Below are 25,268 nucleotides of genomic sequence, written 5' to 3' on the forward strand. Positions count from 1 at the left end.
AGAAAATATATAAAGAAATAATTGAACAATATTTTCCTAAATAATTTAATAAGGATTGATTTATCGTAAAAGAAAAAAGTTGTGATTTTGGAAATCACAACTTTTTTCTTTTGTCAAGATTTTGAGTGGGATATATTTTTGTAGAACTGAAGATCATGAAATTATGAGAGGTTGGAGGTAATGTAGTCATACAAATAAAAATTTTTTAGAAAGTGAGTGGTAATTAATGAAAATGAATCACACTTCAATTCAGAAGCATTTACAACTGTTAAATACACTGGGGATTTCTTATGTTAATTTGAGAACTTTTTCTACATTAAACAAGAAAACCGTTTCTCATATTTTTTCTACTGCAGATTCTCAAGCAATTATTAACTATTTAGAAAAACAGAAATTGTCTGAAGGTACAGTAAACATAACTTATAATCCTATTAAACAAGAGGTGATTACACAAAAAAAGCATTCTGTGAGAGACAATGATATTGAAAAAATTCGGTTTGTATTTATTGATATTGACCCTAAAAGGAAAGAGGGAAGTGCAACAGATAGCGAAAAGAAAAAGGCAGAAAATGTTATGGAACAAGTAGAACGTTATTTGAAAGAACAGGGAATAGAATCATTTGTAAAAGTTGATAGTGGGAATGGCTACCATATTTTTCTTCCCATAAATGAACAACCAAATAATCACGAGACGATTCTTACTATTCAGAATTTTCTTCAATTACTTCACCGAAGATTTGGAGTAGAAGATGAAGTTGATATTGATACTTCTGTTTATAATCCTTCAAGATTATGCAAATTAGTTGGTACACCAGCGGTCAAAGGAAAGTCCACAAAAGAGCGTCCGCATCGTTTATCTAGTTTCCTTTCTATTCCCGATAACATAGATAGAAGTAATTGTTTTAAAATTCTTGAACAGATAGTTGAAGAAAATTCCATGATGTCAACCTCTAGAGTAAAAAGCCATCCATCTTTTAGAGAAGTGTTACCTTTTATTCAAGCAGACTATAAACAATGGTTAGCTCACTATCCTGAATTAACTTATACCATAAAAGAGGGCGATCATAAAGGAGTTACCTTACTTATATTTGACGAATGTCCATTAAGAAAACACACGAATAATTCTAATGGTTCTTGTTTGTCTGTTACGGCTGATAATAAGATTCGATTTCATTGTCTGCATGCTTCGGATAAAAATAAAGATATTCAAGACTTTGTAAAAAAATATCCGTTGCCAAAACCTGTAAATCCTTCTGTAGAATCATTAGAATCCAATCAAGAATATTATTTTGACCAGTTTAAACTGAATCAAGAAGGAGTATTTTTGGTGAAAGAAGGTCAAAAAGAAAAAGTTGCTTGTCCGATGTTTATTAAGCAAATACGCAAAAATATCGAACAAAAAGTCATTACACTTGTTCTTGCCTATTATGTCGATCATTGTTGGGATGAAATAGAAATAGAAGGTGGATGTTTACAAACTAATAATTTTAAACAATTAGCAAAACATGGCTTAATCATTAAAGCTAGAAGAGAAGCTGAAGTCGTTGACTTTTTACAGATTCAACGGGAGAATGCTCCAATCTTTTTTGAACATGAATCTCTTGGCTGGAAAAAAGAAAATAAAGCAATGATTTTTCAGTTACAAGATTCTTTTGGACGTGAAATTCCTTCTGTATTAACTAAAAATTCATGCTACCAATTAACAACTAATGGTACAGAAGCGGAATTTGACGCATTGGTTCATAAGTATGTTTTAGGAACGAACTTAGAACTTGCTTGGTCGATTGGTATTGCTTCTATTGTGTTAGGCTATTTAAACGTTACGAAGGCTAATACTTTTTTGAGTTTACTAATTAACCTACAGGGCAAGAGCACAACGGGTAAAACCACTACGTTACACTTTATTGCCTCTTTATTTGGAAATCCAACTACGGTTCTTAGAAATATGAATGCTACCAATAAAGCCATTATAAAGCTAGCATCAAACAATCAGGGAGGTGTTCCACTAATACTAGATGAGTTAGGAGCAGCAACTCAAAATAACTTTAGCTCGTTGATCTATCAATTAGCTTCAGGAGAAGAAAGGCTAAGATTAGATTCTAATTGTCAGCTTATGCCACAAGAGACTTTTTCTGTTTTGACCCTTACCTCTTCTGAAGAGCGTTTGGAAAATTATTTCAATGAGAAATTAACTGGTTTGAAAGTTCGATATATCGAATTTTCTGATATCAAGTTTACAAAGGATGCGAATCACGCAGAGAAAGTTAAAAGTCTTTCTTCCAATACTTTTGGTTGGGGTATAAAGTTATTTCTTTTGAAACTCTTTGAACAAGGGATTACAAAAATTGAAGCAACTTTTGTCGAAGCTCAAAAAAAACTATGGGCTGTTTTACCTGAACATTCTTTGAAGCAACGCATTGGTAATAATCTAGCTTTGATTTATAGTGGAGCTCTCTTAATTCAAGATATACTGGGCTATCCTTTACGATTAGAGCATATACAGACGGTGCTTATTAATTCGTACGAACAGTTAATTGTAGATACTAGTTTAGGAAGTGAGCAAACGGTATTTGACCGAGTGAAAACATTGTTGGTGATGAATAGCCATAAATTTTTAACAAACAGTGACAACAAACATACGCCCAGTACGATTTGGGGAAAAGTATCAATTCAAAAAAATGGGGATATTAAGGTAAATATTTTTCCTATCCCGTTTGAGGACTTGTTAAGGCGAGAATTTCAAGTAAAGGATCTAACCTATCTTTTTAGACAATTGCTTGATTCGGGTAATATGTGTGCAGAAAAAGGGAGAAGAACGAAACGTATTCACATGAATCGTCAAGTTCTTCCAACATACGAGATTCTATTACCTTCTTCACTCAAATCGTATTTTCGATTGTAATTTAGAATAAACCAAAGTATGAAAGTGAGGCACCATGTTATGGAAATATTTCTTATTGATTTAGCAAAACAACTGATTACTTATCTGTATGATAGCGAGCAAACCCCAAACGGAAGTAAATGAAGCTTGATCTATGCTTCATTTACTTCATTCAATCAAACATGAAAGAAAGGAAAATTCTAATGACTAAAAATAAAATGACACTAAAAGCAGAGGTTCTTCTGTATATTCAAGAACATTTTTCAAATCAAGCCTTTTTTACACAACCAATTTACTTGGCTTTCGAAATAAGAGGGGTATCTGCTGGATCTATTGGAGGTACTCTTCAAGCGTTGAAGAACGAAGGATATTTAGAAAATCACTTTGTGCAACGTTCGTTCAATAGAAGAGTCGTGAAAAAATGGTATTTAGTTCATTCATAGAGAGGGGAATCAAGCATGCGTGTGGCTTGTTATGATCGAACGTCTGTTTATGAAGAAGCGAAAATTAGTAATGACGCTCAATATGATGCAGTGAAAGAGTATGTTTTAGAGAAATATGAACAAATTCCCCAACGATTTTCAGACAAAGGAGAATCAGGGGGAAAAGCGGATCGTCCAGCTTTTCGACAGCTTAGAGCTTGGGTTTGTGCGTCAGAAGAAGAGGGGGTGATCTATGTCTGGCGTTATGATCGATTGGCACGTCAAGCCAAAATAGCCTTAGAATTTATTGAGTTGTGCCAACAACATCAAGTTCAAGTTTGTTCGATTTCTGAACCTCTTCCTGCTTCTTTCTCGCACACTTCAACGAATAAACTATTTGTGCAATTATTGTTCACTTTTGCAGAACAACAACGAAACGTCATTATTGAGAATGTTCGTGCCGGACTTGCCTATAAAAAGCAACAACGGCAATATTTGTCTTCTGCGGTTCCATATGGGTATCGTTTAGTGAATGGGAAAATCCAACAAGAAGCACACGAAGCAAAAGTTGTCCGCCATATCTTTCAACTTTATTTGACTAAAAAATATGGCTACAAAAAGCTTTGTCAACGATTGACGCAACAAAAGTTCTTCTTCCGTGAACGTCCTTTTCAGCCCTATCATATTTATAGTATCCTAAAAAATCCATTGTACTATGGCGAAATCAAAGGAGGATCTTTGGGGAAGTATCTAGGAACCTTTGAACCGATTCTCTCGAAAACAATCTTTTTCCAAGCCCAAGAGATTCGCCAATCAAGGTGTACAGCTAAAAAAGATACGTATCCGTACTTATTACGTCAAAAAATTCGGTGTCCCTTCTGTGGTCGTCATCTGAGTTCGAAGTATCAATGGAATACAAAGAAGACGAAGACGCTTCATTATTATCATTGTACCGACCGAAGCTGCCAAGGAATCTTTCTTCGGGCAGAAAGGGTTGAGTCAGAAGTATTGGAAAAGATACAGGCTTTTTTTCAACACGAAGGCGTCTATCAAGCTTTGATTGCCCAATTGACGCAACAGTTAGCCGAAAAGCGAAAAGATGAAAAACACAAAGTAATCCAACAAAAGAAACAAGAAGCACAATGGCTCAAGGCATTTGAAGAGGGCAATTGTTCACTGGAAGAACTCAAGCAACAGCTGCAAGCTCTTCAAAAGCCGAGGTCTACTTCTTCGTTTCTTTCACTCCAACAGTGTGAAGCAAAAGTGAAAGAATGGCTTCAACTAAAAGACCTCTCTAGTCGACAATTGTTATGTGACCATGTTTGTCGGATCGAGGTAACAAAGGAAAAAACAGTCTGTGGGATTTACTTCCGACAACTGACACAAAATATTTTAGAAGGGAACGAATGATCTATGGAAACGAGACCAACCAAACGAGTCGCATTGTATATTCGGGTGAGTACCCAAGAACAAGCTTTAGAAGGACATAGTATTCAAGCACAAGAACAAAATGGACGACAGTTTGCCGAACGGATGGGCTATGAAGTGGTAGAAGTTTATGCCGATGAAGGGATTAGTGGGAAATCCACAAAAAATCGGTTCGCCTATCAACGAATGATGAACGATGCTCGGAACCATCGTTTTGATCTACTAGTGATTTGGAAATTGACCCGTCTCGGACGCAATATGTTAGATGTCTTACAAACCGTCGAGGAACTGTTGCGATATGATGTGGGGTTACATTCGATCTCGGAACAATTTGACGTGACTACTTCGACAGGAAAACTAATGTTACAACTCCTTGGGAGTTTCGGTGAATTTGAACGCAACCAAATTGCGGAGAATGTTCAGATGTCAATGCAAAGCTTAGTGAAAGATAAAAAGCGTTATGCAGGAGGACGACGTTTAGGCTATGTCAGTGGTATTGACGCGAATGGTCAAAAACAATTGGTCATTGAACCAGAAGAGGCGAAAATTGTTCGTCTAATCTATGCAAAATATTTAGGTGGAGCAGGGTATCGAGCGATTGCCAATTTTTTGAATCGTCAAGGATATCAAACAGTCAAAAAGAATGCTTTTTCTACCACGGCAGTCAAAGATATCTTACGCAATAAAATTTATGCAGGGTATTTAGAATATGCACGCTATATCAATTGGGAAACCAAACGACGAAAGGGCAAGAACCCAAAACCGATTTTAGTGAAAGGTACCCATGAACCGATTATTTCGGAAGAAGATTATCAAAAAGTGCAAGAACGCCTTGTTTTAGAAAGCAAACAGCCCAAATGGAACCATACAGGTGAAAATGTATTGACAGGCTTGTTACGTTGTCCAGAATGTGGGGCACCGATGGCAGCGAGTAATGTCACAAATACTCTAAAGGATGGCACAAAGAAACGAATTCGGTATTATTCTTGTTCAGTCTTTCGGAATAAAGGAGCAAGTGTGTGTCATGCCAATTCGATTCGTGCCGAACAAGCGGAAACATTTGTCGCCGACCGATTAAAGGAGATCGTTCAGCTACCAGAAGTTCTTCCCCGATTGGTGGCAGCGTTAAATGAAGAAATAGTGCGACAAATCCAACCATTGGAACAAGAACTCGTGGTGTTACTGGAACGAAAGGAAGAATTGAAGACTAAAATTGAAAAATGGGAAGCTGCTTTGGAAGATAGTCCTGAATTGTTTCCGATGTTAAAAGACCGCTTAGACGAATTGACTGAAAAACGACGACAGTTGCACATTCGAGAAAATGAAATCTTAGGGATCTTTCAACAACAAGGAGAGCCGATTCAAGTCAAAGATGTCCAACGGATATTGACTAGTTTGGATCGTTTTCTTGCCCAGAGTGAGAAGAAGCAAGTCAAAGCCTTGTATCGTACCTTTATTGAGAAAATAACCTTTGATCCTAACTATAAGGAGATATTGGAGATTACAATGAAATTCACGCCTGCCGTGGTACAACAATTGAATGAGCAATATCAAATAGCCGTATCCAAAACAAAGGATACGGCTATTTTTGTGTTAAAGACACCCTTTACGTTAACGATCTAGTCTAGGTTATATCAAACAACGTTAGAGGGGCGCTAACGCTTCTCTAGCGATTTGAAATCGTTAGAGGAGTCGTTAGGGACCTGCATAACATCAATTTATAAAAAGTCATTTTTATAGTATAATGACATAGTCATATATTTAGGAAGGATAATAGTATAAATGGATAAAAAGCTCATAAGCGAACAAAGGAATTATATTGTTTTAAATACTAAACAGGCAAAAAAAATATTACTTGAACATTTTAGTGATACAGATATTGAAGTAGATTTTGGATTACCAGAAATTGATGACCGATACGATGTATGGAGGGTGCCTGTAATCTATAAAGAACAAGCTATTGGAAACTATATTATTGATGCTTTCACTGGGAAAATCGTTATAAAAAAATCGACAACTATGGAATTGTTGGTTTCTAGAATTGAAGAAATAGATAGAGAAAAAAATAAACCTAAAAAAGAAGCACGAAAAAAGAAATCAGAGTATATAATTTCTGAGCTGCCTAACATGTTAATACATGGTGACTCAGAAATCGTACTTGATGATTTACCTAAAGAATCAGTTGATCTAGTTTTTACTTCACCTCCATATTATAATGCTAGAGTTGAATATAGTGAGTATAAAAACTATGAAGAATATCTAACACTTATACGGAGTATAATAAAAAAAACTAAGAGAGTATTAGTAGATGGAAAATTTTTCGTTATGAATATTTCCCCAGTGCTGATACCTAGAGCAAACAGAAGTCAGTCTTCTAAGAGAATTGCTGTACCTTTTGACATACATCAAATTTTTATAGAAGAAGGTTATGAGTTTATTGATGATATAATCTGGCAAAAACCTGAAGGTGCTGGATGGGCAAGTGGTAGAGGTAGAAGGTTTGCGGCTGATCGGAATCCGATGCAGTATAAGCCAGTTCCTGTAACTGAATATGTTTTAGTTTACAGAAAGAAAAGTGATAAATTAATTGACTGGTTTATTCGAAATCACCCTAATAAAGATATAGTAGAAGATTCTAAAGTGAAGGATGATTATGAAAAAACTAATGTTTGGTATATTAGTCCAGCTAGAGATAAAAGGCATCGAGCAATATTTCCTAGAGAATTGGCAGAAAGAGTAATAAAATATTACTCTTTCAAAAACGATGTTATTTTAGATCCATTTGGCGGATTAGGAACAACCGGAAAAGCAGCATTGAGTTTAGATAGAAGATTCGTTTCAATTGAGTTAGATAAGGATTATTTTGAATCTTCTTTATCAGATTTTAATAAAGAATTTTCTATACTTGAGAAGGATATTGAAATTATAGATAAAGACTGCTAGGTTAAGGAAAAGTGATGGGCTGTGACATGAGTTAATTTGTTTTGTCTCAATCATAAAAAAGAAGTTCTCGGAAAAATTTGTAGTTTTTCGAGGACTTCTTTTTATCTGTCTAACTGTGAGGTTATTTTTTTAGTTTCATCATATTGATTGATGTAATTAGGATACCGGCCTGCTTTCTGACTTTAGCCAAGCCTCTGACGGTGTATGGAGTGAAAACCAAACAAACCTTCATACATCTGAAGATTGTTTCTACATTGGTCCTTCTTCATGCATAGATTTTTCCGGTTTCTGAAGATAAAAGTAGTTCTTTTTGTTTTATTTTATGGTATTTCCAAGATTAGATATTGTTGTTTTGCAGGGGGGCAAAATATTTTTCGTTGATTTAACTCCCTTTTCTAAATCCTCTAAACGTAATTACATACGTGTAAGCAGTTTATCTACCAAGTCAAAGGTAACAGTGGTTTCTTCAGGAATATGCTTCATATCATAAGCTTCTTTGAGTTCTGATATCAACAGAACGATTTTCTCCCGTTCATTTGATCAAAACAAATGGTATTTTGCTTCCAAACAAAACTGTATTTGTTTGCATCAGTCAAGATTTTCGTTCTATCGATAAACAGCTTATCATTAATCAGATTTCGTTCACGAAGGTAGGCAGTTAGAGCGTCTAAGCCTTTGTTTGTCAATTCTTGCACATCATTTGATACACAGAAATGGGCAATTGTCCGGTAGGACAGCAATATTTCTTGCATGAGCCAACGCGCGTAGAGATTTTTTCAGCCAAGCGTTCGATTTTACGACTGGCAAACGTTTCTCTCGCGTAGACAAAAAAACAACTTCATCATAGCCCCTAAATCATATTCTCTTGGACGACTGAATAGGTATAGTTTGTTGACTTGAAGAGTTTTGACTAATTCATTGATGAAGAGATCTACATATTTTTCTTTTGGAGAAAATGAAGTTGAGAGACCTAAAGTGAGTATAATAAGTATGCATTTTGTTTAGTTTTATCTGGGTTAAACAAGTTGAAATATAGGCGACTAGCCATAATTCTTTTATTTTCTATTAGTGATTTACATCACATCCTCGTCTCTTTCTATATTAATACTAGTAAACATTTGTAAATCTAATTCTTTTAACTTAACTGAAATTTCTGAATGAAGTGTTTCCAAATCTTCTAATTCCTCAAAATAACAGTTAATATCAAAGTAATCGCTAATGAATTTAGCCATATTCCTTATCCAATATTTGTCGCGCATTTCTATAGCTGTCCCACCTAAAGATGAGGCGATTGACTTAATTACAGTTTTGTTATTGATAGTATCTACAATAATTAAAGGAACCATTTGATGGTCTATTTTTCCTATTATTTTGTCAGATCTGAATCTAGTAACCTTATCGGCAGATATTTCAGGATTTCCGCCACCAATAAATCCAATATCAATACTGATAGCTTTATTGTTGTAAATAACAGTAGCATCGGTTTCTCTCTCATTAGATTCAGTAGATGAAAGAATAAATAACTTGTCTGAAGGACTGACATCTTCTGGCATTTCTTCCATATATTGAAATCCCATCATTGATAAAGAGCTGCCAAGTATAAGTCGTTCGAAAAATTTTCCATTAGTAGATTTATCTGAACCCCTAATAGTAAGTGTTTGAGCTCCAATTGCGGTAAATAATAACGAAATAAAATCCCAATTTACTTCTATTATTTTTCCATTTAAATTTATTTCTCCAGAGATATTACCAAATAAATCTTCAATGTTACTAACAGCTTCATCGAGAGTTCTATTTAAGTTATTTATATATTCCTCCAAATTGGCGCGTCCTCGGACAATGTTATCTAAAGATTTTTTTGTTAATCCTAATGTCCAAAGAGTCAAGAGCATATTTTCAGAGTTATCAGCAGATAGTTGAATATTTTTTTTTAAGTATTCAAAGAATTCTTTTATATTAATATCTGATTCATTGTTTAAAGAGAGTAATAAATCTAGAAGAGCTGCATTTGATAAAAGTAATTTAGTTCGTGTGATCAATTCAGTTACATCGCGTACATTCCCACCTTGTAAAACGCTAATGACGATGTTATCAATACTCTGATCACCTAATTGAGAAAGTAAGGTTTTGGCACCGCCTTTAATTACTTTAGTAGCTTCATTTTTGTAATTGTTTACTATTCTAAAATGAGAATTATATTTCTTAAACATTAAAAATTGTTTATCGTCATAAAGCTCTTTTTTAGTAGTATTGAATTCTAGAATGAATTGTTCTACTATCTCCTCTATATATTCTTTACCTTTATAAGATGTTGCTGACAAAAAATTTTTTAATTTTCTTTCGGTAAGGCTACTAGTAAAAACATGATTCAAATTTTTTTCTTCTGATAAAATACTATCCATGTTCAGTTGTACAATTAACTGAGTTTCTTCTTCAGAATATTTCAAGTCCATTCCTCCTAAAAATAACTTATTTAAATATAAGTATAACTCATTTTTGTGCTATTACAATTGTAGATTATAGAGTTAGTGAAGTAGATAACTATCAAAAAAATTCCAATAGCTATATTATTGCAAAAGTCTATATTTTTAATCAATTAGCCTGAATAATTCATAGCTTTAATTCTTTGGCACATTTTATTGAAATATGTATCACTAATATCCCTATCAACTGATTTTGACTAAAAAGTTACTTCAAACATTCACTGTTCAAAAATATTGAGGAATAAATTTTGGGTGTAAGGCATTTTGAGCATACTTCTCCCTGGATAACTTCCCAGTAAAAAAATCGTTAGATTGTTGGATTAGATCCATTGACTGGCTCGCCTCAGGCGAGCAAAGACCCTGTAGAATTCATTCTGATACACATGATAACTAGATAATTTGAGATAGACTCGTCTACCCGTTTGGACTAATTTCCCAGCAACTTTCAGAAACTTCAATCGAATAGAATGAATGGTCATTCCCTTTTGGACTTCTTCAAAGCCAATCGTTCTTAAGAAGTTGACTAAGTTGTAAGCTATCAAGCTGAGCATCATTCGGACATGATTCTCCAAAAAGCGAGGACTGTCTGTTTTGTCAAAGTAAAAGCCAGCTTTCGCTTCTTTAATGAAGTTCTCCATTGTGCCACGTTTGGCATAGATAGAAAAGATGGTATCAGGAGAAACATTTTCTGATAGATTCGTCACGATAAATTCATGTCGAAAGAGTAGTTCGCCCGCTTCACGTGTTGAGCGTATACACACGCGACGACTTTGTGACCAGGATTGTGCTTGATAAGTGGTCGAGAAGTACTGAACTTCTCGTTCTTCCCACTTTTGATTATCGCCATAAAGTACTGATTTCTCAGCTATTTGACCTAGTCTACGATTATTCTTCAGTCGAATAACATAATGACTCTTTTTTGATTCACACGAATCATACACACCAGGTGTAGCGAACCCGCTGTCTCCACGAACCAAGATGTCAGTGTTTGGTAGAGAGTGATTATAGTGCTCTAATAAAGGTGTGAGAAACTCCTTTACGCCTTTTGATGTATATTGATTTCCTGAACGTAGTTCAGCTTTTAAGAAGTCACCAGTCAATCCGTCAAAAGCTACCAATGGATGGTAACCATAGGTTTGGTAGTGTGTATTATAATTCGTTTGTTCTTGGTGACCAAATGTATCTGAATGGGTCGAATCTAAATCAATGATTAATTCCGTATCATTACGGATGAGGCGTGCTTTATCGATAAGTTCTTGGTTCAAAGCTTGAAGTTCATGGATATTCTCCTCAGATAGTCGACCTAAAAATCGGGAAAGTGAAGATTGAGAAGCGAGTTCTTTCCTATCTAAAACAGCTTTAAACACAGGATCTTGTCTCAGGAGATTAGCTGCAGAATCAGCTGAGTAACCAGCAATTAATTGCATAATGAACTGCTCAAGTATGGATAAGTTGTCATGAGTAAAATACGCTCGTTCGTCTTCAATGTGAATGTGTTGCTTAGCCAGTTCAGAAAAACCAAAGATGTTCATCAGCTCTTTCACTAGGACGAGACCCGAATCACTCGATAATTGACCACCTGTATGAGAAATAGTGATATTTGAATTGAATTTTACTTGGTTTTTGTGTAAGCTAGTCATGAAAAGAACTCCTTTCTTTTGGTTGGTTTAGTCACTTTAACCATAGCAGAAAGGGGTTCTTTTTTCATCACTTAACGGGTGAAGATGAAAAAGTAATTGTAAGCTGCCGTGAGGCAGTTTCACATGGTTTTAATTAAAAGTATGAATTATTCAGGAATTAGAAATAATATTAAATATGATGAAAAGGTGTCAGAATATAGTATTCAACATGGTAGAAAACCAATAGTCTTTACGAAAAAGTATCCAAATATTGAATAAAATATTTGGATTATCTAGAATATGCTACAGTATAGAAATTTTTTGGGAAATTTAACATGTTAGAAGTGTTTTAATATCATTCACTCATGATACCCAGCTCCGTATCATAAGTGATGATATTTTTTAAGAGAAAAAATTATCCCTATTTTAAATAATAGCAATAGGTAGTGGTAGGGAGAAATTTATAAATAACTTTTTTATTTGCTTTGGTAGCCAAGTAAGTTGCAAAAGAAAAATAGATACTGTTAAAAAGATAATGTAGACATAGAAACAAATACGTAAAATTTTAGTTAGAATAATGGCAAGGAGAAAAAACATGATAGATGAAAAAAAGTGTTTAAAAAATCTATTGGAGGATATGGATGATATTGAAGAAAAACTATCTAAATGGACTGGGAAAACAAATATATTTCAGATACTTAAGCTATCTAAAAATGAAATAAGACATAGTAATTTTTTAGCTTTTTTGTTTGCTCCAAATGAAACCCACAATTTATCTGATGAGTTTTTTAAAATGTTTTTGAAAAGGTATATAGATTCTAATGATGATACCAAAGCGGGAGCGTCAATAATTTTGTGTAAATAACTCGTCCTTCTGCAAAATAATGGGTTACTCAGTAAACATTGAAGCTAATGTATCCGTCACTTGTTGGAAGCCTTTATGGCTTCTATTTAAGAATTTTTGATTGTATGTATCAAAGATGGATACTAGGAAACGCTCTAGTGATTCTTCATTTTGAAACTGCTCTTTTCTGCGGCTGTATTTCTTGATTTGTTTATTGAAAGATTCGATTAAATTAGTTGAGTAAATGCTTCGGCGGATACCAGGCGGAAACTCATAAAAAGTCAATAAATCTTGATTTTTTATCAGTGACTGCGTCACTTTAGGATAAGTTTTCTGCCACTTCTCAATCATACTCCCTAAAAAGGTATTTGCCTCTTCCTTTGAGCTAGCTTGATAAACAGCCTTAAAATCATCACAGATTTCTTTTCGATCTTTGACACGTACTTTATGAGCAATATTACGGGAAACGTGAACACAGCAATGTTGGTATTTAGCTTTAGGATAAATCTGGTGAATCGTATCTTTCATGCCTTTTAAGCCATCGGTAATAAACAGTAAGACATCATGAACCCCTCTGGAGTAAATGTCCTGTAACAACTCATTCCAAACGTAGGTCGATTCAGTCGGAGCAATCGCATAACTTAGTACTTCTTTAGTGCCGTCTTCTCGTATACCAATGGCAATATAGATTGCTTCTTTGGAGACGGTTTGCCGTTTTAAAGGAATATAAGTAGCATCCATGAAAATAGCGACATACTTATCATTTAGAGTTCTAACTTTAAATGCATTTACTTCTTCAGTCAGCACTTTAGTCATGTTGGACATGGTTTGGGGCGTGTAGTGATGCCCATACATTTTCTCAATCAAGTCTGCGATTTCCGACATGGTAATGCCTTTTCGGAAGAGGTGAATGACGGTCTCCTCTAAGGTATCATTCGTCCGTCTATAAGCAGGAACAGTCTGTTGCTTGAACTCGCCCGTTGCGGTCGCGCGGAATCTGGAGATGAAGTTCCCCGTACTCGGTCTTGACCGTACGGTCATAGGAGCCGTTACGAGAATTACCCGTGTTAAAACCAATGCGATCGTACTTTTCGTAATCGAGGAAAGCCGTTAACTCCGTTTTGAGAAGCGTATTGACAGCTTTTTCCAAATGGACACGGAATAATTCATTCAAATCGCCTTTGTTCGCTAGAGTCTTTAGAATTTCTGTAGTAAAATCGTTCATATGGAAGTCCTCTTTTCTGTGAATGTGTTGTGGTAACTCTATTCTACAGAAGGGACTTCCTTTTTTCTATTTACACAAAATATTTTACACTCTCGAAAGTAGGTGAATATCGAATTCTAAATTCAAAGAAAGATACAGATAAATATTTTTATTACCCGTGGTGCTAGTTAATTTTAATATCCTAAAGAATATCTCAAAGTTCCTTCAAAACGTCGTTGTGCTCGACTTAATAGAACACTGTAAGCCAGTAATATGCTTTCAAATCTACTCTCTAGCCCTTTAACAGAACGTGAGTTGAAATTTTGACAACCTAATTTTTCTAAGGAAGAAAAAACAGTCTCAACTGTTTTTCTTTGTTTTCCAAGTAAGCTGTGGTCTAGTTTTTCTGATTTATCCATGTTTTTACGTGGCGGAACGGATATAGTAATGCCCTTAAGGGCAAGCTTTTCATGGATTTTATGGCTAATATATCCTTTGTCCCCTAGGATATTGGGAAGATTCGCTTCTTCCGATAAAGTCTCTAACACTTTCACGTCATGGACACCTGGATTCGTGATTGAGTAAGTAATCGGAAAGCCAGTCTTAGTAACGATCATATGAATTTTAAGACCATAAAAATAAGATTTTTTTGTTGAGTTATAGCCAACTTTGGCTATTTGATTCAATAGTTTTGCTTGTCTATTTCTAACTGGTTTACATAATGGACTAGGAAAACTATCTATAATTTCGACTAGTTCACCTTTGGTGAGCTTCTTGATGAAAAAGTATCGAATAATCTTGATAGTGTAAGCTAAGTTTGAACTTAAGCGAGTGAATCGACTCCTACTAGGAAAGTCACCATTAGGAAATAAGACGGAACAAACCGCTCTATACGTGGCTCTTTGGCTAGTATAGCCATTAATTATGCCCCATATAACACAAGCAATAATCACTGTATCGCGTTGCTTCAGTTTATCAGTATTTCTTCGGTTTTTAATCTTATCTGGTACACAATTGTGGTATATGTTAGAAACAGTTCTCATAATTTCCTTGAATGTTATAAAAGTATCTGTATAATGTTCAGTATATTTTGATGAACGCATATGTAGTCCTCATTTCTTGGGAGTTTTGAGACTACTATATGCGTTTTTTTGTTGATTTACCAACATGTTTAGACATTTTCCTCTAGGAAAAAATTAACTAGCACCACGGGTATTTTTATTATACACAGCTTGTCGCTTGGATAGAACTTTAGTATAATTAAACGAAAAAGAGGTAAATGAAATGGAAATGTTTTTAGCTTTATTCACAGTATTTGCTTTTTTTGCATTGATTATCAATTTAACTATTTTATTGTTTAAAAGAATACGCAGAAATGATACTACAAGACAGAAAAAAATAATTGTATATAATTTTGCGCTATTTTCAGGTGCTATTATAATTGTCACGATTATTAGCATGATTATTCCCAAAGAAAGCAATACTTCATCAGCAAATAATTCTACAACAATTAGTAACACATCTGAATCTTCCGAAGCTGCTGAGTTATCACAAGAGTATATAAAGTCTTCCTCTGATATTGAAGAAGAAAACTTAAAAAAAGGTACTTTAGCTGATGAAATTAAGAATGAATTGCATGAACTTGATTTAACTGAAGATGAAATGAATGATATTATTTTTGCTCATAATACATTCGTACCAGATACTGCTCAAAGTTATCAAATTAATCCTTACTTGGGTATTAGCGGTTTATATGAAGCAGATATGTCTGACTTTGATGTTGCGTGGACCCAAGTTAATATTTATGGGTTTGTTAGATTTTCATATATTTCAGATGATTGGTTATTTGCAAAGGACATTGAAATTAAAACAGATAATAATAAGTATTCGATCAATCCATCATATAATGATTGGGAGAGAGATAATTCTTCTGATTCGACTTGGGAGTGGTACAATGCGCCACTGAATGAATATACAGTGGATATGTATAATGACATGGCTAATTCTTCTCAAACTTTGATTAGGATTAATGGTGATACGTATTATGATGATAGATATTTAACTAGTGAAGAAATCTCAGCGTTGAAGCAGATTTTATCTATATATAATAAGTATTTAGAATTACAAGCGCTAATATAAAATTCGATTATTTTGAGTAGATACCACTTTCTAAAATTATATAAGGGGTAAGGTTCTTGAATTTATGGTGGGTATTCTTTAATTTTATTTCAGAATCTTGAATTAAGTTTTAGTTACGCGAATTGTAAAATTAAGTTAGAAAAATAAAAAGGCATTTATGGTACACTCAAATTGTATTTCCGACGAAAGAAAACAAAGGAGTGTAACCATAAATGACCTACAAACATCTTACCATAGACGAACTGACAATGATAGAATCATATTATCTTCAACATAATAAGCCGGTTGAAATCGCTAACCGAATGGGACGTGCTATACAAACTATTTATAATGTAGTCAATAAGTTCAAGCAAGGCAAGACTGCTCTTGATTATTGGCACCAGTATAAAGAAAATAAGAAAAAATGTGGTAGAGAAGTCATTCAATTACCTGCTCATGAAGTAGATTACATTAAAGAGAAAGTCACTCTTGGTTGGACGCCTGACGTCATTATCGGGCGAAAAGAAAGGCCTGTTTCATGCGGTATGAGAACACTTTATCGTTTATTTTCTAAAGGAATATTTGATATTGACACACTACCGATGAAAGGTAAAAGAAAACCCAATGGCCATCAGGAAAAACGGGGAAAACAACAGTATCAGCGCTCAATCCATGATCGACCTGATAATTATCCTGATTTCAATTCTGAGTTTGGTCACCTTGAAGGTGATACGATCGTTGGCATTCATCATAAAAGTGCTGTCATTACTTTAGTTGAAAGATTATCTAAAGTCATTATCACGATTAAACCCAACGGCCGTAAGGCATTAGATATTGAAACTGCCCTTAATCAATGGTTTTCTCGCTTCCCTAAAAACTTCTTTAAATCTATTACGTTTGACTGTGGAAAAGAATTTTCTAACTGGAAAGCCATTAGTAACCAACATGATATTGATATATTTTGCGGACCCTGGAACACCTTCTCAACGCCCATTAAACGAGAATTCTAACGGGATTCTGCGTCGTAATGGACTGCCGAAATCAATGGATTTTAGAAAAGTGAATCAGACATTTATTTCCAGTGTCAGCAATCAACGTAATCATATTCCAAGAAAATCATTGAATTACAGAACACCAATCGAAATATTTTTGAGCTATGTACAAGAAGCATTTTATTCTAGCTTAATTTGACAAATCATATAGTAATAAATTTATAGGTGTGATTCTCGAATTAATACCCGAAAATGTGAGAGAATTTTTATGGATTTTTTAGGATACAAATTAATTATTTTTGCTTTTATCCTGATTACCAGTCCAGTACTGTCGGTATCCCATTTTGCAGCAAAATCATGTTGATAAAGTGACAAGAAGACTGATGAGATATATTATCCAAATTGAGAAGATAATTAATCGGATTCTTGAGTATACCCTATTTTTGAAAAAGTATTACTTTTTAAGAAAGTAGGGTATACAAGCGTATGAATAAAGACATAACTTTCCCTGTGATGGACGTTCGGCTTGTTCCAATTACCAAAATACAGGCGAACGATTATAATCCCAATCGAGTAGCGTCTCCGGAAATGAACTTATTGGAGCTTTCTATCATTGAAGATGGCTTTACTCAACCATTAGTTTGTTATTACAAGGAAAAAGAAGAGAAGTATATCTTGGTTGATGTGCTTCATAGGTATCGTGTTGCTAAGGAAAGACTCAACTTAAAAGTTGTACCGGTAACAGTTATTGATAAACCCATAGAAGAACGTATGGCTTCAACAATTCGACACAATCGTGCAAGAGGGACCCATGAAATAAGAGGAATGGAAATTGTCATCCAAAGCTTAGTAAAAAAAGGATGGTCAGACAAGAGAATATCCAAAGAATTAGGCATGGACATTGAAGAAGTTTTTCGCTTTAAGCAAGTGTCTGGATTAAAAGGTGCTTTCAGTAATCATACTTTTAGTAAATCATGGGAAACATTTGAGGAGTGTTACTACAAAAACAATAATAGTATTAAAAAGTAAATATGAGTTTACTTTTCTTTTTGTCGATTTTAAAGGAGCTTTAATTAAAGAAGTTGGATAAGCTATACTACTAATCAGTGTGTATAAGAGCAGAGCTGAAAAATTGTCATCATAGGAAATTTATTTAAAGAGTAGCTCATGCATACGGCGTAGTTCGAGAGCCACTTCGTCGGAGAAAAGTGAGCTACCTAAATTTCTCAAAGCAGAGCTGGTTATAAACGATTCCTCTATAGAAGAAGGGATCGTTTTTTCGTGTTTCTATTTAACCATTCTCCTGTATAACTAAAGGTGCACAAAAATTTTTGTACAAAATTACGTGAGGTGGCAGCTATGCCCAATTGTTTAGAAATTGTCCGACTTCATGAATTATCTATAAGCTAACGGTCTATCAGTTAAACACCCGCTGCTAATCGTAACACTGTCAGCAAAGTTATCAAAACAGTCTCTGTCCAGCAACTTAATTACCATGAACTAAAACAGTGGGATTATCAAAAAGTTGATGAATTATTTAAACAGCTAAAAGAAAAAAACATTGTCAAACGCATTTCACTATGCCTAATTATAAACAACTCACAAGAGAATTAGCGAAACCAGGTGTGACTATGCAGTTATTGTGGGAAGAATATGTAGATCAATACCTTCAAACCAACCTGCTCTATTATCAATTAACTCAATTCAAAAAATACTTTAACGAGTATCCCTCAAACAACCCTTCTCGCACATTTTGACTCACAATGGAGGAGAAAAAGTCGAAGTTGAATAGGGAGGATAGAAATTGACTTGGGTAGATCCTGACACGGATGAAGTTCTCTCTAGCTATCTTTTTTCTGTCGCCGTGTTACCGCTTAGCGGTTATACCTTTGCCTTTGGCTGCACGGATATAAAACAAGGCAATTGGATTTACGCACATATTCGCTTATTTGAATTTTTAGAAGGCGTACTGCTACTTATTGTTTCAGACAATTTGCGAACGGGTGTCACCACGCATACTTGTTCGACCTTGATTTTAAATCAAAGCCATGGAGACATGGCAAATCATTACCATACTGTTATTCTGCTAGCTCGTGTAAAAAAGCCTAAGAATAAAGACTTTGTTGAAAATACAGTGAAACAATTGACCGCTCGTGTGGTCGCCAGGATGCGTAATTGTACGTTTTTTAGTTTGGATGAATACTACCAACAATTAAGGGAGTAAATCCATCGATTCAATGCCACGCCGTTCCAAAAAAAGGCCGGTTCTCATTTGTCGCTCTCTCAAGAAATTGAAAAACCAGTCCTTCAACTCTTGCCCGATTATCCCAATGAATACTGCACTTATCAAACAGCGATAGTTCATACGAATAGCCACATTAGCTTTCAGAAGCATTACTATTCGGTTCCTTACAAATTTATTGGAGAGAAAGTGATATTGAAAATTTATGCCGACTATCTAGAAGTCTTTGACGGGAAACTCTTTCTCTGCCAATATTCCACCAAACATAAACTGTCTGGTTATTACACGACAGAAGAACGTCACTTGCCAGAACGATCTGCGACATATGGAAAATGGAATAGCTCTCGTTACATGCAATGGGCCCTCCGCAAGGGACCAAATGCCGTCATTGTCGTTGGAAAAATGTTTCAACAAGGATCGGAAGAACAATACTACCAAAGGGTCCACCCGCTATTAAAATTAGCAGGCAGCTATTCCAACCAAAGATTAGACAATGCCTGCCAACTATGGCTATCAACTTCTCCCACGGTGCAGCACAACTAATTGGTCAATACTACAACTTTGTGTACTATATTTTTGAAGATTACCGCAATATTCACTTAAGGATGCAAGATGTCGCGGTTTAATTAGTCAAAGAAATTGAAAAGACCGGTCTATTTGAAATCATTATCGATGACTCCGAATTATCAGTGGTTTGCTATAAGATGAAAGAATATAGGGATTGGTCTAATCCGAATAAGTTCTATGTTTTATCGCACTCTATCAGAAAATTTGCACTTGACTTTAAACGAATAGTCCGTTTTTTATTTTAGTGAATTCTCAACAAATCTCTATATGAATCCTGTGAACTACCCATCTCACAAAGAGTATCTTTTACTTTAAAATATCCAAAAGTGAAAAGAATACAAATACATAGTAGGATTACAAATTTTGTTTAAGAGGCGTGGGTATCCCTTTCGTTCGTCTCTTTTTTTTGTCTTTTTTCTCAAAAACAGAATACGACTTATTCTGAAAAAGTAATTATAATAAATTCAGCTTGGAAATAAGAGAAATTATGAACTATGTTAAGGGGGGACAAACTAATTTATAGGATAGAAGATGTACGACTTGGCAGCTGTCGGTGTTAATGGATTTGAGAAAGTTCAAATCCATTTAGCAAAGCACACAAATTTTGACGATTTAAGTTTGCTATAGCAACAATAAAGCATTGGATCTTTTAATGTGTACTTTGGATACCAATACATTTTTTTATTAGCATAGCTATCATAAAGAACAGTACAAAAGAGAGGGAGAACTAGAATGAAGAAGAAAAGCTATCGATATTACAAATCAATAATTTGGCTGATGGTTGCTGGTGTAGTTTTAAGTAACACTGCTCCATTTGTTTTAGCAGAGTCTTTTGCAAGCACAACTCCTAGCGAATGCATCTCCCAAGAACTGGAGACAAAGAGCTCAGATGAGTTATTGGATAGTTCTTTTGAACAGGTACCTTTGCCTGACACAGGAGAAAATGCTATATCAGAATCAACTACTCAAGAAGAGTTAATAGATAAAACTCTCCCAGAAGGTCAAAATGAGTCTATAGAAGATGAGAATGCTACCAATGAAGGTGTCAAAGAAGGCACAACTGTTGCCCAAAAAGAGGTATCTAATTATGCGACAACCTTTGGAGCTTTTGAGGTTGATAACAATGTGGGAGTCAAAAGTGAAGAGATAGATGTAGGTGGCAAAATAAATGTACTTACTCTAGAAGGCGAAGGGGAAACCTACAGAGTCAGCATGAGTTCGAAAGGGATGACCACTACTAAGGATAGAATTGTGGTGTCCGCTAATGCCATACTGGATAGGCTACAATTAACTAGACAGAAAAATTAAGGTGTGTAGACTAGAAGAAAACATACCAGGAGGAATTTTTATGTCTAAGAGAACACGAAGAACTTTTTCACAAGAATTCAAGCAACAAATCGTCAATCTTTACTTAGCTGGAAAGCCACGTGTAGAAATCATTCGAGAATATGAACTAACGGCTTCAGCATTTGACAAATGGGTAAAGCAATCTAAAACGAGTGGTTCATTCAAAGAAAAAGATAATCTTACGCCTGAACAAAAAGAATTGTTAGAACTACGTAAAAGAAACCAGCAATTAGAAATGGAAAATGATATTTTAAAGCAAGCAGCGCTGATATTCGGACGAAGAGACAAGTAATCGATGCGAATAAGCATCTTTACCCTATATCAGCGATGTGCAGAATATTAGGTCTATCACGTCAGTTCTATTATTATCAATCAAAACCAAAGAAAGACGAATCAGAACTTGAAGAAGTAGTCGCTGAAGAATTTATCCGCAGCCGAAAGGCCTATGGCTCAAGAAAAATAAAAAAAGCCTTATCAAAACGAGGCATTCAGATCAGCCGACGAAAAATTAGTAGAATCATGAAAAATAGAGGATTAAAATCGAGCTATACTGTTGCTTATTTTAAAGTACATCATTCTACTTGCAATGAAGCCAAAACGACAAACGTATTGAATCGTAAATTCTTAAGAGACAACCCATTAGAAGCGATCGTAACAGACTTGACTTATGTACGAGTCGGGAAAAAATGGAATTATGTCTGTTTCATTTTGGATCTGTTCAATCGAGAAATTCTCGGCTATTCTTGTGGAGAACATAAAGATGCCGTTCTAGTAAAAAAAGCATTTAGCCGTATCAAACAACCTCTGACAGAGGTTGAGATTTTTCATACTGATCGTGGAAAAGAGTTTGATAACCAAGTTATTGATGAATTATTAACAACTTTTGACATCAATCGATCATTGAGTCATAAAGGCTGTCCTTTTGATAATGCCGTAGCTGAATCAACTTATAAGTCGTTGAAAGTAGAATTTGTCTATCAATACACATTTGAAACCTTACAACAATTGGATTTGGAGTTATTTGACTATGTCAATTGGTGGAACCACCTTCGGTTGCACGGTACACTTGGCTACGAGACACCGGTTGGTTACCGTAACCAGAGATTGGCGCAGCGAATCCTTGATAATGAGCTCGGATGTGCTAACGCTAGCGAGGCAGTCTAACTTTAACTGTTAGCTCCTGCCGAAGATCGTCACATCCGAGGAGGCTCATTGTCAAGGACAATCGGAATAGTATACGGAAAGAAGTTCTGCACCTTATAAAATTTGTCAAAAAAACTGTTGCCATTCCACTAATGCTTTCGACTACACATTTACTCCAATGCTAGCTATTATTATTACTGGTTTTTTAACTTTTACAGTAGTAGGGCCGGTGATGCGTACTGTCGGAGACGGCTTAGCTGATGGATTAAGCTGGTTATACAGTACTACTGGAGCTTTCGGCTTAGGTGTCTTTGGTCTCTTCTATTCGCCGATAGTCATTACCGGATTACATCAAAGCTTTCCAGCAATCGAGACTACTTTACTAGCAGATGTTGCCAGAACGGGTGGCTCTTTTATCTTTCCAGTTGCCTCAATGGCAAATGTAGCGCAAGGAGCGGCTGCTTTGGCGATTATGCTGCTGACAAAAAATAAAAAGCAAAAGAGTCTAGCTACCACTGCAGGTGTTTCCGCTATGTTGGGGATTACTGAGCCAGCGATATTCGGTGTGAATTTGAAACTGAAATTTCCGTTTATTTGTGGAATGATTGCTGCAGGAATTGCTTCATTCTTTATCGGCTTGTTCCACGTATTAGCAGTTGCGATGGGACCGGCAAGCGTCATTGGCTTTATTTCCATTGCACCTCGTTCGATTCCTTCATTCATGATCGGAATTGTTATCAGTATAGTGATCGGTTTTTTAAGCACTTACTTCTATGGAAAAAAACATATGGAACTGCTAGCAGATGGTGAATCAAAAGGAACAGAAGCAGCTGAGTCAATCAGTTCATCTCCTAAAACGACTAGGAAACCGCAAGATGAAGTTTTAGCTGCATCAGTCAGCGGGAAGATTCTCCCTTTAACGAAGGTAAAAGATCCAGTTTTTTCCACTGAAATGATGGGAAGAGGTATAGCAGTCAAACCAGATGACGGGGTAGTCCATGCTCCAGCAGATGGTATATTGACAGTTGTCCACGAATCTAAACATGCATATGGCTTGAAAACAGAGAAAGGAGCGGAAGTACTGATCCATATCGGTATCGATACAGTGAATCTAAAAGGGGCCGGATTCACGACACAGCGACAATATGGTGAATTAGTGAAAAAAGGGGATATTCTCGGTACATTTGATCGTAAATTGCTTAAAGAAGAAGGGTACGACGATACAATTATGGAAATTGTCACTAATTCCTCTGCATATGCTAATGTAAAAATTCTTGAAAAAAACACGGTCAAAAGTGGTGAAGATATTCTGATAGTGAGTGAAACAGATGAAAAATAAATGGTGGAAAAGTGCAGTAATCTATCAAATCTATCCTCGAAGTTTTCAAGATACAAATGGAGATGGCATTGGAGATATTCCTGGTATTCTTTTAAGGTTAGATTATCTAGAAAAACTGGGAATCAATGCGATATGGTTAAGCCCGGTTTATGAATCACCTAATGAGGATAATGGCTATGATATCAGTGACTACAGAAAAATAGGCGCAGAATATGGAACGATGGCAGATATGGATTTACTGATAAAAGAAGCACGACAAAGGGGAATAAGAGTCATCATGGATCTTGTTATCAATCATACGTCAGACAGACATCCATGGTTTCAATCGGCAAAAAAAAGTGTTACCAGTCCCTATCACGACTATTATGTTTGGCGTAAAGAACCGAATGGATTAGAGTCGAACTTTGGCGGTTCAGCATGGACCTATGTGCCCGAAGTGAATCAATATTATCTGCACTTGCATTCGAAAAAGCAGCCGGATTTGAATTGGCAAAATCCAAAGATGAGACAAGCAATCTATGACATGATGAATTTTTGGCTTGAGAAAGGGATTGGCGGATTTCGATTAGATGTCATTGATCTGATTGGAAAACAGCCGGAACAATCTATTACTAAAAATGGTCCTCTTTTACATGATTTATTGCAAGAAATGTACCAAAAAACATTTGGTCATTATGATGTAGTGACAGTGGGAGAGACTTGGGGGGCAACGCCCAAGATTGCGCAGCTGTATTCAAAAGAAGAACGCAAAGAATTATCAATGGTCTTTCAATTCGAGCATATTAATCTAGACAAACAGAATGGCAAGCGAAAATGGGATCTAAAGGATTTAGATCCACAGGAATTACATCGGACTTTTTCTAAATGGCAGATTGAATTAGGTGGTTGTGGTTGGAATTCTTTATTTTGGAATAATCATGATCTCCCACGAATCATTTCTCGCTGGGGGGACGATCAAGAATATCGAACAATCAGTGGAAAAATGCTAGCGATATACCTCCATTTTATGCAAGGTACTCCTTATATCTATCAAGGAGAAGAGATCGGCATGATCAATTATCCAGTAAAGAGTATTGATGAGGTAGATGATATTGAAAGCCAAAGAATGTATGCAGAACGTATAAAAAAAGGCTATTCGAAGGAAGAGTTGATCCAATCAATCAACTCGAAGGGGCGAGATAATGCTCGCCATCCGATGCAATGGAACAATCACAAAAATGGTGGCTTTACGGAAGGCACTCCTTGGTTGCCAGTGGGGAATACAGAAGAGATCAATGTAGAAGCAGCATTAGCTGCTCAAAATTCCTTGTTTTATACGTATCAAAAACTGATCGAATTGCGCAAAGAATTACCTGTGATTGTCTATGGAAAATATCAAGTCATTGAGACAGAGGAACCGAATGTTTTAGCATATCTACGCAGTTTAAAAAGCCAAAAAATACTAGTTGTAGTTAATTTTTCTGATCAAAAGACTACTTTTCCAATCGGTAAGTATCGTGTCAAACAAGTCTTGATCCAAAATTACAAAAAGAAAATTACTAACAATTTACTCCCATATGAAGCTTTTAGCGCGCTGATCTATTAAGTGTTTTTTTCTATAGATGAATCTTTGTTATGAGGTAGATAGTTCAATGAAACAGTTATTCGATTTGTTTATAGAAAACAATTTAGTCAGCAAAAAGGGGGACAAACTTTT

Annotated in this window: 16 protein-coding genes and 4 pseudogenes; 16 read left to right on the forward strand and 4 right to left on the reverse strand. The window is 35.4% G+C overall.

Annotated elements, in window-relative coordinates:
- Positions 1-226 precede the first annotated feature (226 nt).
- From IGJ87_RS01285 to IGJ87_RS01305, 5 genes are all read left to right on the forward strand, one after another.
- Entirely contained in the window at positions 227-2,902 is a 2,676-nt protein-coding gene (locus tag IGJ87_RS01285) for a DUF927 domain-containing protein (protein ID WP_073981278.1), read from the forward strand.
- Positions 2,903-3,084: 182 nt separating this feature from the next.
- Positions 3,085-3,324 (forward strand): hypothetical protein, encoded by a 240-nt coding sequence (locus IGJ87_RS01290; RefSeq protein WP_002334290.1) that lies wholly within the window; start codon positions 3,085-3,087, stop codon positions 3,322-3,324.
- Positions 3,325-3,339: 15 nt separating this feature from the next.
- Positions 3,340-4,713 carry a recombinase family protein gene (locus IGJ87_RS01295; protein WP_002337042.1) on the forward strand — a complete coding sequence of 458 codons (1,374 nt, stop codon included), beginning with the start codon at positions 3,340-3,342 and terminating at the stop codon, positions 4,711-4,713.
- A 3-nt stretch (positions 4,714-4,716) separates the two neighbouring features.
- Positions 4,717-6,354 carry a recombinase family protein gene (locus tag IGJ87_RS01300; RefSeq protein WP_430609681.1) on the forward strand — a complete coding sequence of 546 codons (1,638 nt, stop codon included), beginning with the start codon at positions 4,717-4,719 and terminating at the stop codon, positions 6,352-6,354.
- A 159-nt stretch (positions 6,355-6,513) separates the two neighbouring features.
- Positions 6,514-7,674 (forward strand): DNA-methyltransferase, encoded by a 1,161-nt coding sequence (locus IGJ87_RS01305; RefSeq protein ID WP_016853133.1) that lies wholly within the window; start codon positions 6,514-6,516, stop codon positions 7,672-7,674.
- Positions 7,675-8,747: 1,073 nt separating this feature from the next.
- On the opposite strand, the gene IGJ87_RS01310 is transcribed toward IGJ87_RS01305, so the two are convergent.
- Together IGJ87_RS01310 and IGJ87_RS01315 are read right to left on the reverse strand one after the other, a co-directional pair.
- Positions 8,748-10,121: a CfrBI family restriction endonuclease gene (locus IGJ87_RS01310; RefSeq protein WP_113848325.1), complete on the reverse strand. Its 1,374-nt coding sequence runs from the start codon at positions 10,119-10,121 to the stop codon at positions 8,748-8,750.
- A 356-nt stretch (positions 10,122-10,477) separates the two neighbouring features.
- Positions 10,478-11,797, reverse strand: coding sequence for an IS1380-like element IS1678 family transposase (locus IGJ87_RS01315; protein ID WP_430609684.1), 1,320 nt, complete (start codon positions 11,795-11,797; stop codon positions 10,478-10,480).
- Positions 11,798-12,371: 574 nt separating this feature from the next.
- Between IGJ87_RS01315 and IGJ87_RS01320 the strand changes: the two genes are divergently transcribed.
- Positions 12,372-12,641, forward strand: a complete 270-nt coding sequence (locus IGJ87_RS01320; protein ID WP_430609686.1) for a PD-(D/E)XK nuclease family protein — start codon at positions 12,372-12,374, stop codon at positions 12,639-12,641.
- 24 nt (positions 12,642-12,665) lie between these two features.
- On the opposite strand, the pseudogene IGJ87_RS01325 reads toward IGJ87_RS01320, so the two are convergent.
- Both IGJ87_RS01325 and IGJ87_RS01330 read right to left on the reverse strand, forming a co-directional pair.
- Positions 12,666-13,845: pseudogene (locus IGJ87_RS01325) on the reverse strand (IS256-like element ISEfm2 family transposase).
- Between the two features lie 173 nt (positions 13,846-14,018).
- Entirely contained in the window at positions 14,019-14,927 is a 909-nt protein-coding gene (locus tag IGJ87_RS01330; protein WP_430609689.1) for an IS982-like element ISEfm1 family transposase, read from the reverse strand.
- 181 nt (positions 14,928-15,108) lie between these two features.
- On the opposite strand from IGJ87_RS01330, the gene IGJ87_RS01335 reads away from it, so the two are divergent.
- The 10 genes and pseudogenes from IGJ87_RS01335 (at position 15,109) to IGJ87_RS01380 (ending at position 25,157) form a co-directional block, all read left to right on the forward strand.
- A complete protein-coding gene (locus tag IGJ87_RS01335) occupies positions 15,109-15,963 on the forward strand; it encodes a hypothetical protein (protein ID WP_104771057.1) in 855 nt (284 codons plus the stop codon).
- 212 nt (positions 15,964-16,175) lie between these two features.
- Positions 16,176-17,133, forward strand: a pseudogene (locus IGJ87_RS01340) (IS30-like element IS6770 family transposase).
- A gap of 287 nt (positions 17,134-17,420) precedes the next feature.
- A complete protein-coding gene (locus IGJ87_RS01345; RefSeq protein WP_002328695.1) occupies positions 17,421-17,963 on the forward strand; it encodes an IbrB-like domain-containing protein in 543 nt (180 codons plus the stop codon).
- 775 nt (positions 17,964-18,738) lie between these two features.
- On the forward strand, positions 18,739-19,158 hold the full coding sequence (locus IGJ87_RS01350) for a hypothetical protein (protein WP_104771058.1): 420 nt from the start codon (positions 18,739-18,741) through the stop codon (positions 19,156-19,158).
- A gap of 90 nt (positions 19,159-19,248) precedes the next feature.
- Positions 19,249-19,719 carry a Mu transposase domain-containing protein gene (locus IGJ87_RS01355; protein ID WP_371400149.1) on the forward strand — a complete coding sequence of 157 codons (471 nt, stop codon included), beginning with the start codon at positions 19,249-19,251 and terminating at the stop codon, positions 19,717-19,719.
- A pseudogene (locus IGJ87_RS01360) lies at positions 19,674-19,904 on the forward strand (glutamate decarboxylase); the annotation flags it as partial. The gene IGJ87_RS01355 and the pseudogene IGJ87_RS01360, both read left to right, overlap by 46 nt.
- A gap of 571 nt (positions 19,905-20,475) precedes the next feature.
- Entirely contained in the window at positions 20,476-21,051 is a 576-nt protein-coding gene (locus tag IGJ87_RS01365; RefSeq protein ID WP_038811217.1) for a hypothetical protein, read from the forward strand.
- 40 nt (positions 21,052-21,091) lie between these two features.
- A protein-coding gene (locus IGJ87_RS01370; protein WP_430609692.1) for an IS3 family transposase occupies positions 21,092-22,254 on the forward strand; the annotation gives its coding sequence in 2 pieces (ribosomal slippage) (positions 21,092-21,368 and positions 21,368-22,254; 1,164 coding nt in all).
- Between the two features lie 130 nt (positions 22,255-22,384).
- Positions 22,385-23,572, forward strand: a pseudogene (locus IGJ87_RS01375) (glucose PTS transporter subunit IIA); the annotation flags it as partial.
- Positions 23,562-25,157 (forward strand): glycoside hydrolase family 13 protein, encoded by a 1,596-nt coding sequence (locus IGJ87_RS01380; protein WP_072538373.1) that lies wholly within the window; start codon positions 23,562-23,564, stop codon positions 25,155-25,157. The pseudogene IGJ87_RS01375 and the gene IGJ87_RS01380, both read left to right, overlap by 11 nt.
- Positions 25,158-25,268 lie beyond the last annotated feature (111 nt).

This window comes from Enterococcus sp. DIV1411a, assembly GCF_050531945.1.
GTDB classification, from domain to species: Bacteria; Bacillota; Bacilli; order Lactobacillales; family Enterococcaceae; genus Enterococcus_B; species Enterococcus_B faecium.